The organism is Escherichia sp. AM3 (genome assembly GCF_032029835.1).
GTDB classification, from domain to species: Bacteria; Pseudomonadota; Gammaproteobacteria; order Enterobacterales; family Enterobacteriaceae; genus Escherichia; species Escherichia coli.
In genome coordinates, this window is record NZ_JAVUPQ010000052.1 from 14,254 (window position 1) to 30,008 (window position 15,755).

The following is a 15,755-nucleotide window of genomic DNA, read 5'->3' on the forward strand; positions in this document are numbered from 1 at the left end:
TCGCCATGAGCTTTAACACAATCATTGACTGGAATAGCTGTACTGCGGAGCAACAACGCCAGCTGTTAATGCGCCCGGCGATCTCCGCTTCTGAAAGCATTACCCGCACTGTTAACGATATTCTCGATAACGTGAAAGCACGCGGCGATGAGGCCCTGCGGGAATACAGCGCGAAGTTTGATAAAACCACGGTTACCGCGCTGAAGGTGTCTGCTGAGGAAATTGCCGCCGCCAGCGAACGCCTGAGCGACGAGCTAAAACAGGCGATGGCGGTGGCAGTAAAGAATATTGAAACCTTCCACACTGCGCAAAAACTGCCGCCGGTAGATGTAGAAACGCAGCCAGGCGTACGTTGCCAGCAAGTCACGCGCCCGGTAGATTCAGTGGGTTTGTATATTCCTGGCGGCTCCGCCCCGCTCCTCTCAACGGTATTAATGCTGGCAACTCCGGCGCGTATTGCGAACTGTAAAAAAGTGGTGCTGTGCTCACCGCCGCCGATTGCCGATGAGATCCTTTACGCGGCGCAGCTGTGCGGTGTACAGGACGTGTTTAACGTCGGCGGCGCACAGGCCATTGCCGCGCTGGCGTTTGGTACGGAATCTGTGCCGAAAGTGGACAAAATCTTCGGGCCGGGTAACGCCTTTGTCACCGAGGCAAAACGTCAGGTGAGCCAGCGTCTGGACGGTGCGGCGATCGATATGCCCGCAGGCCCTTCGGAAGTGCTGGTGATTGCTGACAGCGGCGCAACGCCGGATTTCGTGGCTTCTGATTTGCTTTCCCAGGCTGAACACGGCCCGGACTCACAGGTGATTTTACTGACGCCCGCTGCTGATATGGCGCGTCGCGTAGCCGAAGCTGTCGAACGCCTGCTGGCAGAACTGCCGCGAGCTGAAACCGCCCGCCGGGCACTGAACGCCAGCCGCCTGATCGTGACTAAAGATTTAGCGCAGTGCGTAGAGATCTCCAACCAGTACGGCCCGGAGCACCTGATCATTCAGACCCGCAACGCCCGCGATCTGGTCGATGGCATCACCAGCGCCGGTTCGGTATTTCTTGGTGACTGGTCACCGGAATCCGCAGGTGATTACGCCTCCGGCACCAACCACGTTCTGCCGACTTACGGTTACACCGCCACCTGTTCCAGCCTCGGGCTGGCAGATTTCCAGAAGCGTATGACCGTGCAGGAACTGTCGAAAGAAGGCTTCTCCGCGCTGGCTTCAACCATTGAAACACTGGCCGCCGCCGAGCGCCTGACCGCCCATAAAAATGCCGTTACTTTGCGTGTTAACGCCCTTAAGGAGCAAGCATGAGCACCGTGACTATCACCGATTTAGCGCGTGAAAACGTCCGCAACCTGACGCCGTATCAGTCGGCGCGTCGTCTGGGCGGTAACGGCGACGTCTGGCTGAACGCCAACGAATACCCCACAGCCGTGGAGTTTCAGCTTACTCAGCAAACGCTCAACCGCTACCCGGAATGTCAGCCGAAAGCGGTGATTGAAAATTACGCGCAGTATGCAGGCGTAAAACCGGAGCAGGTGCTGGTCAGCCGTGGCGCGGACGAAGGTATTGAACTACTGATTCGCGCTTTTTGCGAACCAGGTAAAGACGCCATCCTCTACTGCCCGCCAACGTACGGCATGTACAGCGTCAGCGCTGAAACCATTGGCGTCGAGTGCCGCACAGTGCCGACGCTGGACAACTGGCAACTGGACTTACAGGGCATTTCCGACAAGCTGGACGGCGTAAAAGTGGTCTATGTTTGCAGCCCCAACAACCCGACCGGGCAACTGATCAACCCGCAGGATTTTCGCACTCTGCTGGAGTTAACCCGCGGTAAAGCGATTGTGGTTGCCGATGAAGCCTATATCGAGTTTTGCCCGCAGGCATCGTTGGCTGGCTGGCTGGCGGAATATCCGCACCTGGCTATTTTGCGCACACTGTCGAAAGCTTTTGCTCTGGCGGGCCTTCGTTGCGGATTTACGCTGGCAAACGAAGAAGTCATCAACCTGCTGATGAAAGTGATCGCCCCCTACCCGCTCTCGACGCCGGTTGCCGACATTGCGGCCCAGGCGTTAAGCCCGCAGGGGATCGTCGCCATGCGCGAACGGGTGGCGCAAATTATTGCAGAGCGCGAATACCTGATTGCCGCACTGAAAAAAATCTCCTGCGTGGAGCAGGTTTTTGACTCTGAAACCAACTACATTCTGGCGCGCTTTAAAGCCTCCAGCGCAGTGTTTAAATCTTTGTGGGATCAGGGCATTATCTTACGTGATCAGAATAAACAACCCTCTTTAAGCGGCTGCCTGCGAATTACCGTCGGAACCCGTGAAGAAAGCCAGCGCGTCATTGACGCCTTACGTGCGGAGCAAGTTTAATGAGTCAGAAGTATCTTTTTATCGATCGCGATGGAACCCTGATTAGCGAACCGCCGAGTGATTTTCAGGTGGACCGTTTTGACAAACTCGCCTTTGAACCGGGCGTGATCCCGGAGCTGCTGAAGCTGCAAAAAGCGGGCTACAAGCTGGTGATGATCACTAATCAGGATGGTCTGGGAACACAAAGTTTCCCGCAGGCGGATTTTGATGGCCCGCACAACCTGATGATGCAGATCTTCACCTCGCAAGGCGTGCAGTTTGATGAAGTGCTGATTTGTCCGCACCTGCCCGCCGATGAGTGCGACTGCCGTAAGCCGAAAGTAAAACTGGTGGAGCGTTATCTCGCTGAGCAAGCGATGGATCGTGCCAATAGTTATGTGATTGGCGATCGCGCGACCGATATTCAGCTGGCGGAAAACATGGGCATTAATGGTTTACGCTACGACCGTGAAACCCTGAACTGGCCGATGATTGGCGAGCAACTCACTAAACGAGACCGTTACGCCCATGTAGTGCGCAACACCAAAGAGACGCAGATTGACGTTCAGGTGTGGCTGGATCGCGAAGGTGGCAGCAAGATTAACACCGGCGTTGGCTTCTTTGATCATATGCTGGATCAGATCGCCACTCACGGCGGTTTCCGCATGGAAATCAACGTCAAAGGCGACCTCTATATCGACGATCACCACACCGTCGAAGATACCGCTCTGGCGCTGGGCGAAGCGCTAAAAATTGCCCTCGGAGACAAACGCGGTATTTGCCGCTTTGGTTTTGTGCTGCCGATGGACGAATGCCTTGCCCGCTGCGCGCTGGATATCTCTGGTCGCCCGCACCTGGAATATAAAGCCGAGTTTACCTACCAGCGTGTGGGCGATCTCAGCACTGAAATGATCGAGCACTTCTTCCGTTCGCTTTCATACACCATGGGCGTGACGCTACACCTGAAAACCAAAGGTAAAAACGATCACCACCGTGTAGAGAGCCTGTTCAAAGCGTTTGGCCGCACCCTGAGCCAGGCCATCCGCGTGGAAGGCGACACCCTGCCCTCGTCGAAAGGAGTGCTGTAATGAACGTGGTGATCCTTGATACTGGCTGCGCCAACCTGAACTCGGTGAAGTCTGCCATTGCGCGCCACGGTTATGAACCCAAAGTCAGCCGTGACCCGGACGTCGTATTGCTGGCCGATAAACTGTTTTTACCCGGCGTTGGCACCGCGCAAGCGGCGATGGACCAGGTGCGTGAGCGCGAGCTGTTTGATCTCATCAAAGCCTGTACCCAACCGGTGCTGGGCATCTGCTTAGGGATGCAACTTCTGGGGCGGCGCAGCGAAGAGAGCAACGGCGTCGACTTGCTGGGCATCATCGACGAAGACGTGCCGAAAATGACCGACTTTGGTCTGCCACTGCCACATATGGGCTGGAACCGCGTTTATCCGCAGGCAGGCAACCGCCTGTTTCAGGGGATTGAAGACGGCGCGTACTTTTACTTTGTTCACAGCTACGCAATGCCGGTCAATCCGTGGACCATCGCCCAGTGTAATTACGGCGAACCGTTCACCGCGGCGGTACAAAAAGATAACTTCTACGGCGTGCAGTTCCACCCGGAGCGTTCTGGTGCCGCTGGCGCTAAGTTGCTGAAAAACTTCCTGGAGATGTGATGATTATTCCGGCATTAGATTTAATCGACGGCACCGTGGTGCGTCTCCATCAGGGCGATTACGGCAAACAACGCGATTACGGTAACGACCCGCTGCCACGCTTACAGGATTACGCTGCGCAAGGTGCCGAAGTGTTGCATCTGGTGGATCTGACCGGGGCAAAAGATCCGGCTAAACGTCAAATCCCGCTGATTAAAACCCTGGTCGCGGGCGTTAACGTCCCGGTGCAGGTTGGCGGCGGCGTGCGTAGCGAAGAAGACGTGGCGGCGTTACTGGAAGCGGGCGTTGCGCGCGTAGTGGTCGGCTCCACCGCGGTGAAATCACCAGAAATGGTGAAAGGCTGGTTTGAACGCTTCGGTGCCGATGCCTTAGTGCTGGCGCTGGATGTCCGTATTGACGAGCAAGGTAACAAGCAGGTGGCAGTCAGCGGCTGGCAAGAGAACTCGGGCGTTTCACTGGAACAACTGGTGGAAACCTATCTGCCCGTCGGCCTGAAACATGTGCTGTGTACCGATATCTCGCGCGACGGCACGCTGGCAGGTTCTAACGTCTCTTTATATGAAGAAGTGTGCGCCAGATATCCGCAGGTGGCATTTCAGTCTTCCGGCGGTATTGGCGACATTGATGATGTCGCGGCCCTGCGTGGTACTGGCGTGCGCGGCGTAATAGTTGGTCGTGCATTACTGGAAGGTAAATTCACCGTGAAGGAGGCCATCGCATGCTGGCAAAACGCATAATCCCATGTCTCGACGTTCGTGATGGTCAGGTGGTGAAAGGCGTACAGTTTCGCAACCATGAAATCATTGGCGATATTGTACCGCTGGCAAAACGCTACGCTGAAGAAGGTGCAGACGAACTGGTGTTCTACGATATCACCGCTTCCAGCGATGGCCGTGTGGTAGATAAAAGCTGGGTATCTCGCGTGGCGGAAGTGATCGACATTCCGTTCTGTGTGGCGGGTGGGATTAAGTCTCTGGAAGATGCCGCGAAAATTCTTTCCTTTGGCGCGGATAAAATTTCCATCAACTCTCCTGCGCTGGCGGACCCGACGTTAATTACTCGCCTGGCGGATCGCTTTGGCGTGCAGTGTATTGTGGTCGGTATTGATACCTGGTACGACGCTGAAACCGGTAAATATCATGTGAATCAATATACCGGCGATGAAAGCCGCACCCGCGTCACTCAGTGGGAAACGCTCGACTGGGTAGAGGAAGTGCAAAAACGCGGTGCCGGAGAAATCGTCCTCAACATGATGAATCAGGACGGCGTGCGTAACGGTTACGACCTAGAACAACTGAAAAAAGTGCGTGAAGTTTGCCACGTCCCGCTGATTGCCTCCGGTGGCGCGGGCACCATGGAACACTTCCTCGAAGCCTTCCGCGATGCCGACGTTGACGGTGCGCTGGCAGCTTCTGTATTCCACAAACAAATAATCAATATTAGTGAATTAAAAGCGTACCTGGCAACACAGGGCGTGGAGATCAGGATATGTTAACAGAACAACAACGTCACGAACTGGACTGGGAAAAAACCGACGGACTGATGCCGGTGATTGTACAACACGCGATATCTGGCGAAGTGTTAATGCTGGGCTATATGAACCCGGAAGCTCTGGACAAAACTATCGAAAGCGGCAAAGTCACCTTCTTCTCGCGAACTAAACAACGGCTGTGGACCAAAGGCGAAACGTCTGGCAATTTTCTCAATGTGGTGAGTATTGCCCCGGACTGCGACAACGACACGTTACTGGTGCTGGCGAATCCCATCGGGCCAACCTGCCACAAAGGCACCAGCAGCTGCTTCGGCGACACCGCTCACCAGTGGCTGTTCCTGTATCAACTGGAACAACTGCTCGCCGAACGCAAATCTGCCGACCCGGAAACCTCTTACACAGCCAAACTGTATGCCAGCGGCACCAAACGCATTGCGCAGAAAGTGGGCGAAGAAGGGGTGGAAACCGCACTGGCCGCGACGGTAAATGACCGCTTTGAGCTGACCAACGAGGCATCTGATTTGATGTATCACCTGCTGGTGCTGTTGCAGGATCAGGGGCTGGATCTCGGAGAAGTGATTGATAATCTGAAGAATCGGCATTAACGCGTTGGCCCCCGCAGCAACGGCGGGGGTAGCAGCTCTCAGGATTTGCTTTCCAGCAATGTAGTGTAGAGATTGACATAGGCGTCAATCATATGGTCGGCAGTAAACATCTCTTCAAAACGACGACGCGAGTTTTCGCCATAGCGGTTGGAGGTTTCCTCGTTATTCCAGAGCTCATTCATCGCCTCCACCAGCGCCTGGCTATCATTCGGCGGAATCACGCAACCACTCACTTTGTCCTGGTTAATGAAAGAGGTACCTGTACCGATCTCGCAAGAGATCAGCGGCCTTGCAAAGCGTGCGCCTTCCAATAACGTAATGCCAAACGCCTCAGAGCGCAGATGCGAGGGGAATACCACGCCCCGGCAGAGCTGGAAGAGAATGTACTTATCTTCGTCGTTGAGCATGCCGGTAAACACCACATTGCTCAGCCCGCGTTGCTGCGCCTCACGCCGCACTTCCGCCTCCAGCGGCCCGCCCCCGACGATCACCACCGGCAGCCGGCTACGCTCGGCGGCATCCAGCAGAATGTGCAGCCCTTTGTAGTAGCGGAAAGCGCCGACGAAGAGGAAGAAGTTATCGCCGACGGTTTCCCGCCAGTGCGCCACCCGCTGCGGATCGTGCTGCACGTCATGCTGCTCCAGACCAAACGGGATCACCACGGTTTTATCCTGATATTTTTTCAGGGTCTGGCTGGAGGCCACGTAGTTGGGCGACGAGGCGACGATGCAGTCTACGCTGGCGAGGAATCGCTCCTGCAGCGGCTGGTACAACTTCATTAACCGTTTTTGTTTCACAATATCCGAGTGATAGGTCACCACCGTTCTTGCGTCAGGCCGCGCCGAGAGATGCAACATATCCATGAAAGGAAACGGAAAATGGTAGTTGATGATGTCGTAATCATCTTTAATCTGCTTAAAACGCTTTAACGCTTTCAACGAAAACGGCGTGGAGGCAATTTCAAAAAGCTGCTTATTATAAATGACCCGATGGTCTTCGTAGGCGACAGGACCTGTCTCTTTGTCCGGGCTAAAAGTAAAAACATCGGCTGCGATTCCCCGGCGGGCGCAGCCCTGACTTAGCTGATAAATGACCTGCTCAATACCGCCGTAGGTATCGGGATAGTAGGTCTTATAGACGTGTAGAACTCTCAACTGACACCCTTAGAGTAATTTATAGGCGTTAATGGTCTGGGTCGTACAGTTCTCCCACGAAAACTGTTTCGCCTGGGCAAGACCGCGCGCGGTGGCGATTTCCCGCCAGCTATCATCCTGCAGGCTCTGCAAAATATGTGCGCTAATCGCGTCTACATCATTAGGATCGGCAACGAGGCCGGCATCGCCAACCACCTCAGGCAAAGAAGTGACATTGGAACATACTACCGGCACACCGCAAGACATCGCTTCAAGAATAGGTAAACCGAATCCCTCATAGAAGGAGGGATAAACAAAGGTTCTGGCCGCCGCGTACAGATAAGGCAGGTCTTCATCCGGGACATAGCCCAGGTAACGGATCCACCCTTCACGCGTACCGCGCTCGACTAACTGCCACAGCACATCGTCTTCCCATCCGCGATAACCGCTGAGGATCAGCGGGTAGCGCATGCGGGTCTCCATCGGCAGCAACTGATAGGCCTGCAGCAGACCGCGGATATTTTTACGCGGCTCCATGGTGCCGATATATAACGCATACCCCTGCCACGCCAGCTGATATTTCTGCAGGACCGGCAGGCACTCCGCCGGGCTGCGCGGAATATAGTCGCTGCTGCAGGCCAGCTTGGTGGTGACGATCCGATCCGCCGGATAGTTGAACAGGCGGATGATTTCATTGCGCGAGAAGTCGGAGACGGTCAGGATCAGCTTCGCCGAATCCAGGCTCTCGTGCAGGGACTTCTCCATATAGCGAACCCGATCTTTTGGATGATATTCCGGGCAGGTAAAAATGGAGATGTCATGAAACGTGGTCACGGCGCGTTCCAGGCGATGCGGCAGATAGAAATTGGGACCATGGTAAATGTAGTCTTTGTAATCGCGCAATGCCCACGCCTGGCGCCGCGGATGCAGCAGGCGATACGCCTCAATCAGCAGCGGCTGGCGGCGCAGAAACGCCGACAGACGACCATGATTGCTGGCTTTGCTATCGCTTTTATTCTCCACCTGGGGGATCTGGTCGATAAACGACGCGCCGTGAAACAGCTTCAGCTCTTCGATTTCACGGGCAACCGCCAGCCGCTTAACCAGCTCCAGGGAATACCGACCGATGCCCGTTAATGGGTATTTAATTGGCTCAGTAGCAAAAATAATTTTCATAACGAACTCATCACAAGGGCCACCGCAGTAGCCCTGTTGATAGCGATTATTGCTTCGCGGCTGGCGCGATAATCGGCAGGTTTTTCAGGAGAAATTCCGCGCTCTGTTTCCAGGTTAACCAGTTGATATTTTCGGAACGAGGATGCGCGTTTTGCTCGTACAGGGCTAACCACTCTTCTACCGCCTTCGCGATATCGGACGGCGCTTCACCGGAGAAATACCAGGCATGTTCCTGAGCAATCTCTTTAAACACCGGAATGTCGCGAATAATCACCGGCAGCTTTTTCTGCGCCGCTTCAATCAACGGCAGGCCAAAGCCTTCTCCCTGCGAGGCAAAGATCAGCGCGCGTGAACGAGCGTATAGCTCGGCCAAAAACTCGTCGCTGATATTCTGCAGCCAGAAGAGCTTTTTGTTCAGCTGCGGATGATGGCGTAATTTTTCGCACAAGCTGTCAACGTTCCAGCCCTGTTTGCCGACGATAAACAAGTTGTAGTCTTTGCCCTCGCGCCACAGTTCCTCGAAGGCGGCCAGCGTCTGGGCGTGGCCTTTGCGCGGCTCCATGGTACCCACCATGATAAATGACGGAGCTGCAGCCATCGCTGCTAACAGCGCCTGTGCATTATCCGGCATGCCAGTGGACGGTACGCTGGCATCGAGGTCGGCTCCCAGATGGAAGTTGCTGACGGTCTGCAGCGGGTTCGGTTTCACCCAATGGCGATTTTCCGCAATCCACGCTTTCACATCCTCGGCGACGCTGGCAGAGACGCAGATCAGCCGGTCGGCGTGCTCTGCGAGGCAGGACAGCCAGATCGGGAAATCACGCTGAATGCCTTCGATACTCCACTCCGGACGGCGTAATGGCAGAATATCATGCACCACGAAGCAGGCGAACGCCCCGGCGGCGCGCATGCTGTCAATTTGCGTCACCAGCTCCGGGAAGAGATGCGCGGTCAGATCGGTGGCAATAAGCACATCGTCTTTGCTGAACAGCACCGGTTCGTCAGCACCAAATTCGCCCGGGAAATGACTGGACAGATATTGGTTGGCGTAGCGATAACACTCGCCAGGGGTGTAGTAGACGGCGGAAACCTCGTAACCCGGCACGCCAGATTTCAGTAATTCGCTGAGGATACTGCGCGAGACGCGCTGGATCCCGGTCTTCGCGTCATGCTGCGCCAGAACCGAAATGTCCACCAGCAGCTTGCGGGTATGGCGCTTAAAGCTATTGCGCGCAACCGCCCATGCCAGACCAAGACGGTCGACTTCGCTCAGCGCATCGATTTTCTGCATCATCTGAAGGCGGGAGGCGGTCACGCTTTCCGCCTGCCCGGCATCCGTCTCTTGGGACGACTGCAGCAGACGAGTGAAACCCTCGATCGCCAGATGGGCGGTATTGGCCCACGAGAATTTGGCCGACTGCGCGAGAGCATGCGCCTTCAGCTCACGATAAAACGCCTCATCGGTCAGCGCCTTCTCCATGACCCGGCGAATGTCCTGCACATCATGCGGATTGAACATGGCATCTTCCCAGCCAATGACTTCCGGCAGGCTGGTAATGTTTGAACCTAAGGTCGCCGCCCCGCAGCGCATCGCTTCCAGCGGCGGCAGGCCGAAACCTTCATGCAGCGACGGGAACACAAACAGTTTGCACAGGTTGTACAGGGCAATCAGATCGTCGTCGGTCAGGAACCCAGTAAAGATAAGCTGGCTGCGTGACAAACCATAGCTTTCCGCCAGACGCAGGATCCGCTCCAGTTGTTCTGGCTGCACTTTATACGCCAGCACCATCGGATAGCGCTGCTGCAGCTCGGCAGGCAGCAAGCTGTAGGCGTGAATAAGCGCTTCAATATTTTTCCGCGGCTCGATCATCGCCAGCGACAAGATAAACTCATCCGGCAGGCTGTATTTGTCTTTTAAAGACTGAATACGCTCAGCGGAATAATCGATCACCGCAAACTCTTCGCCCACCGCCGAGGAGATGTTCAGTACCCGATCGCTGGCGATGTCGGTATATTCGATCACTTCCTGAGCTGCCGACTGCGAAATGGCGAAGATCGCGTCTGCCCGCTCAAATTCCGCCAGCTTATTCATATAAAACTCACGGAAATTCGGATCGCCGAGATAACGCTCTTTATTTAACAGCGGGATCAGATCGTGGCATACGCACACCGTTTTCCACGGCACATTATCCGCCGGAATAGACACGGTATAACTATCGCTATGCCCCTCGAAGAAGCTAATAATATAGACAATATCAGGCGCGATATTGGCGATAGCGATATCGCGGGCCGCCTGGGCCGCTTTACTGCGGCCATGGTTTTCAATATGACGATAGGCTGTTGGCGCGACGGCTGAGAAGATGAACATATCTTCATCCGTCAGCAGGTCCCGATAGGCCATTTTAACATCATCAATATTATCAATGGGATACATACCATTGATCAAAATACTGACGCGATGCTCACCGGCATTTTCAATAATGGCGCGGCTCATGGCCAGGGTACTGCGACCAATGCCGCGGACTTTACTTTCCGACTGGTAACCCTGGACATCAATCAAAATATGCAAGTTAATCTCCTTATTTATTTTTCGTTAGTTTGAGATAAATTTCATAAACCTCCGGAGGTAAAAGCTCCGGATGCATCACTTGCAGTTCAGTCTGCGATAAAATCTGCGCATCAGCCTGATACTGGCTGTGCGGCAGTGGATTCATACGACGATACAAACGATAGGCCGGCTGATAAAGCCCCAGCTTATGTAAACCATTTACCGCGGTATGTTTTACCTGCGGATGTTTTCTCATAAATGAGAAAACAAACCGCAGGACGCGCTTAATAAAATGTTTACACCGCTGCACGAAACCATACTGCCTCAGCAAATGGATCTGCAGGCCCAGATAACGATAACCCTTGGTCATTCTCCAGGAACGGCTGCGATGGATTTTTTCAATTTCCTGGCGAAGCTGTTGGTTTTCGTTGCTTAAATGGTGGATCTCCCGGTTAGCGGCTTCCAGTCGCTGCAGTAGCTCAGCGGTTTCAGGGGGCAACTCGGGCTGAACGTCAGCCTGGGCGTGCGCTTGCGCCGTCTGCAACAGCGCCGCCAGTTGCTCCATATTCTCACCAAGCCAGGTGAGTTCATGGCTGACTTCCACTGGCTGTTGAGCTTTCTCGACGAACGCATCCTGAGCGGACTGCAGCTGAGCCATCTGCTGCTCCAGGGTATGGATTTGGCCACGCAACGCTTCTGAGCCGGCGCTTTCATTTCGCACCCGGGACTGGAGCTCCAGCAGCACCGTCTCCTGAGCGATGATCCACTGTTCCGTCGCCCCGCGCTGCTGTTCAGCTGACGGCAGCTTCGCTTTCTTCTCGAACAGCGCCAACAGCAGGGCAAAGTTCCAGCGTTCAACCGGCTCCTGCCAGACCGCATACAGCCAGTTAGACCACGGCTGAGGCAGATTAAACGGATGAACAGGCGCCGAGCGCCAGAAACCGTTCCAGCTTTTGTTTTCGGCAAACAGCTCATTCACAAACACGAAGAACGACTGGACAAGGTTCGTCGGCCAGCTGCAGTCCTGCGGCGTGGTAACGATAGAGCCGAAGTCGATTAAGCGGGCATGCTGTCGGGCATCGACCATCACGTTCCACGGGCGTACATCGTCATGCCAGAACCCTTGTTTCTCCAGCGCCGCTAAGGAACGAAGCAAGCTACCGAGGATTTTTTCACGATCGATCTCCTCCCCGGCTGCCAGCATATCGCTCAGCAAACGACCCGGGAGTTTTTCCATCACCAGCCAGCCAGACTGAGCATTTTCGCCGTGGGCCAGTACTGCCGGCGCGTCAAAGCCCGCTGGCGGTTGCGTCAGGAACTTTATTTCATTATGCAGTTCATATTTATTACGCTGGCTCTCTTCCGCCGTCAGGATGCCGTGGGGCATGTCGTAATAGAAAAACTTGCATACATAATCTTCGCCAAAGAAGTAGCGACGGCTGCGCTTATGCGCCAGGCCGGCCCCGGCATAGGGCTGATTCTGCCAGTGCTGGAACGGCTGATTAAAATCGTTGATCAGCACCCGGTGGTTGCTGACCAGGTACATCGGGCGCGGTACGGGGGATAAATGGGTGTCAAACTCACCGATCAGGCGATAAAACGCGCACTGCTCAATCAGTTCGCGCGGGTCGTCCGGCTGAGAAACGCCCCAGTAAAGCGGTTCTTCTTTCACCGCCAGCTCAAGGATCACCGCCTGGGTGACATCGGCCAGGCGCGAGAGCAGACGTTTAACTTCATCGATACCATGAAGGTGAACAATATGGTGAAACACGCTTAAGCCAATGGCCAGATCAAACTCGCCCTCTTCCAGCGCGGCGATCACCTCTTCAATTCTGCCTACCCGGAACTCGGCGGCAAAATCGGGGTTCTCTTCGGCCAGCGCGCGGCACACGTTAATATTTTCCTGCTGGAAATCGATACCAACGATAGTCGCGCCTTTGCTTGCCAGACTCAGGCTAAAAAAGCCCTGCGCGCAGCCCAGATCGAGAACGTTAAGCGGGCGCCCCAGCGCACGGGATAAGTTATCGTACTGTTCGGTAATCAAATCGAGGCGTTGATTACAATCACGAGCGGCGTCGCCATCCCATTCGGGATGGCCAAAAATAGTTTGATAAATCTCAGGTAATTCGCTAACCAGCGTGTTTAAGTCTTTAGTCATGGAATCGTTTTTCTCAACGTCATTGGTAGCTAGTAAAGGACGACTTAAGATCGATGACACCCCAGAAATCCATGCTCTTGGTCACATGTAAAATAATGGAGTCGTAACGTCTGTCCAGCGGCGTCATATCCGTCTGCGGGTTGCCGGCAGAGATACCAAATGACAGCAGGTAATCGCCACTATTTAAATCAACCGGAAGGCTAAATTTAAAGACCCGAACATCGCCGCGGGAAACCGAAATATTTTCCCGCCCTTCAGAGGCGAGGAAAGAGTTGGTTCCGTAGAGGAATAAGCCATCGAGGGTCTTAATCAGGATGCCTGGCACCACGCAATCAAAATCGTATTCAAACACGACCTTCATCAGAAAATCGGTCTGCTGATTGCCCGTCAGTGAGGGAGGAAAATCAACCCCGGCGCTCTGGATATGATAATCGATGATTTTCGCGCCACCCTGCCCCCAGCGATATTCTTCCGGACGGTAGCCTGGGCGCGTGTGGTACACATCTTCAATCTCATCGAGAGACATCTGGCTTTCGCCACTGGCTGACGAGATAGCCGTTGCGCTTTTTGTCGCGCTGTCTTTATCCGGTTTGCCAAACAGCTCATCCAGGTAACGGTTGGTTACGTCGCGGGCGGTGCCGTCCATGCAGATGTCACCATTTTTGAGGAAAATGGCGCGGTCGCAGTGCTTGACGATATCCCCGGCGCTGTGGGAAACCAGCAGCAGCGTGGTCCCCTGCTCTTTGAAGTCCGCGATGCGAGCATAGCATTTCGCCTGAAAACGGGAGTCACCCACGGAGAGCGCTTCATCGACGATCAGAATATCCGGCCGGGAGGCCGTGGCGACAGCGAACGCCAGGCGCATTTGCATCCCGCTGGAATAGATGCGTACGGGCTCTTCAATGTAGTCGCCGATATCGGCGAAGGCTTCGATCTCCGGCATTAAGCGCTCGATCTCTTCCCGGCCCAGGCCCATCATCAGCCCGGACATATACACGTTCTGCCGGCCGGTAAAGTCAGGATGGAAGCCCATGCCCAGCTCCAGCAGCGCGGCGACGCGCCCCTGGATTTCAATGCTACCTTTGGTGGGCTGAGTGGTGCCAGTCAGCAGCTTCAGTAACGTACTTTTACCTGCGCCGTTCACCCCAACAATGCCGACCGCTTCCCCAGGTTCAATGCTGAAATTGATATCTTTCAATACCCATTTCTTGCTGTGCCGCGGCTTATCGCCCGGCAGTAGTTTCTCAATGACCCGGTTCCATTTAGATGGATAATATTTATACGCCTTGCCGACGTGCTGAACTTTGATACTCATGATTAAATCTCGTCCACAATATCAGCGGCATGTTTTTTAAATAAACGCCAGGCAAATAAAAACAGAATGACCGACACCACTGTGACCGGAAGCAGCGCCATCCAGTTAGGGCTCTGGTGATAGAGCATCACGTTCTGGTAGGAACCGATAATGGTCGCCATCGGGTTATACGCCAACAGACCAGAAACCCATTCCGGCAGCGTTTTGGATACGTAGACAATTGGCGTAAACCAGAACCAAAACTGAAGCAGGATATTAACGAACTGCCCAACATCGCGGACAAAAACGTTCAGTACCCCGAGAATGATCCCGAGGCCGAGGGTGAACAGCATCTGGACGATCAGCACCGGAATGATTTCAAAGAAAATCATGCCAGGGAAATTGCCCGTGACGATCAGAAACAGCACGAACAGACCAAAAATGATCAGGAAGTTAATAAATGCCGAAGCAGTGACGATAATCGGTAAACAGATCCGCGGAAAGCTGAGCTTCTTAAGAATATTGGCGTTGGTCAGAAAAACGTTGACCAGACTGTTGAGCATTTCCGTGAACAGCCCCCAAGTTAACACCCCAGAACACAAGTAGATGCTGTATGCAAAAGGACCATCCATGCCAGCCAGGCGGGCACGCATTAATTCAGAAAAAATTAATGTATAGACGGAAATCATGGCGATCGGCTGTAAAATCAGCCATGCCGCGCCTAAGAAGCTGGTTTGGTAACGGGACTGAAAGTCCCGTTTAACGCTGTCAATAATAAAGCCACGGTAGCGATAGATCGCTGAAAACATCGGACTCAAAGCAATTCCTCTTTTAACAGGTTGAGCAGCTCGGTCGTTTTTTCATTCATAAGCGCCACATCAGCTCTGGACTCAACGTTCAGACGCACCACCGGCTCGGTGTTAGACGTGCGCAGGTTAAAGCGCCATTCAGGGTATTCAATACTGATCCCGTCCGTTGTGTCGATGTGTGCAGCCGCCGGCTCATACTGCGCCCGGATGCGCGCTATCGCCTCTGCCGCATTACCCAGCTTGCGGTTGATCTCCCCCGACGCCGGGAACGCCGCCTGGCGGTCCGCCACCAGCGATTTCAGCGAGCTGTTCTTCAGGCACAGCAGCTCCGCCACCAGCAGCCACGGGATCATCCCGCTGTCGCAGTAGGCGAAATCGCGGAAGTAATGGTGCGCACTCATCTCCCCGCCGTAGATAGCGTCTTCCTGACGCATCCGCTCCTTGATGAACGCATGCCCCGTCTTCGACATCACCGGCTGGCCGCCGTTGCGGGTCACGATGTCTAC

At 54.4% G+C, this 15,755-nt stretch carries 13 protein-coding genes and 1 pseudogene; 7 read left to right on the forward strand and 7 right to left on the reverse strand.

Features of this window, described 5'->3' with window-relative positions:
• Positions 1-5: 5 nt before the first annotated feature.
• Genes hisD through hisIE form a run of 7 tightly spaced genes read left to right on the forward strand, consistent with a single transcriptional unit; the run spans position 6 to position 6,131 of the window.
• Positions 6-1,310 (forward strand): histidinol dehydrogenase, encoded by a 1,305-nt coding sequence (hisD, locus tag RTW80_RS16965; protein ID WP_063119163.1) that lies wholly within the window; start codon positions 6-8, stop codon positions 1,308-1,310.
• Positions 1,307-2,377, forward strand: a complete 1,071-nt coding sequence (gene hisC / locus RTW80_RS16970; protein ID WP_000108945.1) for a histidinol-phosphate transaminase — start codon at positions 1,307-1,309, stop codon at positions 2,375-2,377. The genes hisD and hisC overlap by 4 nt, the downstream gene beginning before the upstream one ends.
• Positions 2,377-3,444 (forward strand): bifunctional histidinol-phosphatase/imidazoleglycerol-phosphate dehydratase HisB, encoded by a 1,068-nt coding sequence (gene hisB, locus RTW80_RS16975; protein WP_021543353.1) that lies wholly within the window; start codon positions 2,377-2,379, stop codon positions 3,442-3,444. Before hisC ends, hisB begins: the two co-directional genes overlap by 1 nt.
• A complete protein-coding gene (gene hisH, locus RTW80_RS16980; protein WP_001103560.1) occupies positions 3,444-4,034 on the forward strand; it encodes an imidazole glycerol phosphate synthase subunit HisH in 591 nt (196 codons plus the stop codon). Before hisB ends, hisH begins: the two co-directional genes overlap by 1 nt.
• Positions 4,034-4,771, forward strand: coding sequence for a 1-(5-phosphoribosyl)-5-[(5-phosphoribosylamino)methylideneamino]imidazole-4-carboxamide isomerase (hisA, locus tag RTW80_RS16985; RefSeq protein ID WP_000586445.1), 738 nt, complete (start codon positions 4,034-4,036; stop codon positions 4,769-4,771). Before hisH ends, hisA begins: the two co-directional genes overlap by 1 nt.
• Positions 4,753-5,529, forward strand: a complete 777-nt coding sequence (hisF, locus tag RTW80_RS16990) for an imidazole glycerol phosphate synthase subunit HisF (protein WP_000880176.1) — start codon at positions 4,753-4,755, stop codon at positions 5,527-5,529. The genes hisA and hisF overlap by 19 nt, the downstream gene beginning before the upstream one ends.
• Entirely contained in the window at positions 5,523-6,131 is a 609-nt protein-coding gene (hisIE, locus tag RTW80_RS16995; protein WP_021543354.1) for a bifunctional phosphoribosyl-AMP cyclohydrolase/phosphoribosyl-ATP diphosphatase HisIE, read from the forward strand. The genes hisF and hisIE overlap by 7 nt, the downstream gene beginning before the upstream one ends.
• A 38-nt stretch (positions 6,132-6,169) precedes the next feature.
• On the opposite strand, the gene wbdC is transcribed toward hisIE, so the two are convergent.
• The 7 genes and pseudogenes from wbdC to rfbK form a co-directional block, all read right to left on the reverse strand.
• Positions 6,170-7,285 carry an N-acetyl-alpha-D-glucosaminyl-diphospho-ditrans,octacis-undecaprenol 3-alpha-mannosyltransferase WbdC gene (gene wbdC, locus RTW80_RS17000; RefSeq protein WP_001264409.1) on the reverse strand — a complete coding sequence of 372 codons (1,116 nt, stop codon included), beginning with the start codon at positions 7,283-7,285 and terminating at the stop codon, positions 6,170-6,172.
• 9 nt (positions 7,286-7,294) lie between these two features.
• Positions 7,295-8,440, reverse strand: a complete 1,146-nt coding sequence (locus tag RTW80_RS17005; RefSeq protein WP_000691210.1) for a glycosyltransferase family 4 protein — start codon at positions 8,438-8,440, stop codon at positions 7,295-7,297.
• Positions 8,441-8,486: 46 nt separating this feature from the next.
• The gene (wbdA, locus tag RTW80_RS17010) at positions 8,487-11,009 is read right to left on the reverse strand and encodes a polymannosyl GlcNAc-diphospho-ditrans,octacis-undecaprenol 2,3-alpha-mannosylpolymerase WbdA (RefSeq protein ID WP_312719627.1); all 2,523 of its coding nucleotides are present in this window, start codon (positions 11,007-11,009) and stop codon (positions 8,487-8,489) included.
• A gap of 10 nt (positions 11,010-11,019) precedes the next feature.
• Complete coding sequence (locus tag RTW80_RS17015) at positions 11,020-13,146, reverse strand: class I SAM-dependent methyltransferase (protein ID WP_021543355.1); 2,127 nt, start codon at positions 13,144-13,146, stop codon at positions 11,020-11,022.
• A gap of 19 nt (positions 13,147-13,165) precedes the next feature.
• Positions 13,166-14,461: an O9 family O-antigen export ABC transporter ATP-binding subunit gene (wzt, locus tag RTW80_RS17020; protein ID WP_000025034.1), complete on the reverse strand. Its 1,296-nt coding sequence runs from the start codon at positions 14,459-14,461 to the stop codon at positions 13,166-13,168.
• A 2-nt stretch (positions 14,462-14,463) separates the two neighbouring features.
• On the reverse strand, positions 14,464-15,249 hold the full coding sequence (gene wzm, locus RTW80_RS17025; RefSeq protein WP_001310941.1) for an O9 family O-antigen export ABC transporter permease subunit: 786 nt from the start codon (positions 15,247-15,249) through the stop codon (positions 14,464-14,466).
• 5 nt (positions 15,250-15,254) lie between these two features.
• Positions 15,255-15,755, reverse strand: a pseudogene (gene rfbK, locus RTW80_RS17030) (O9 family phosphomannomutase RfbK); the annotation flags it as partial.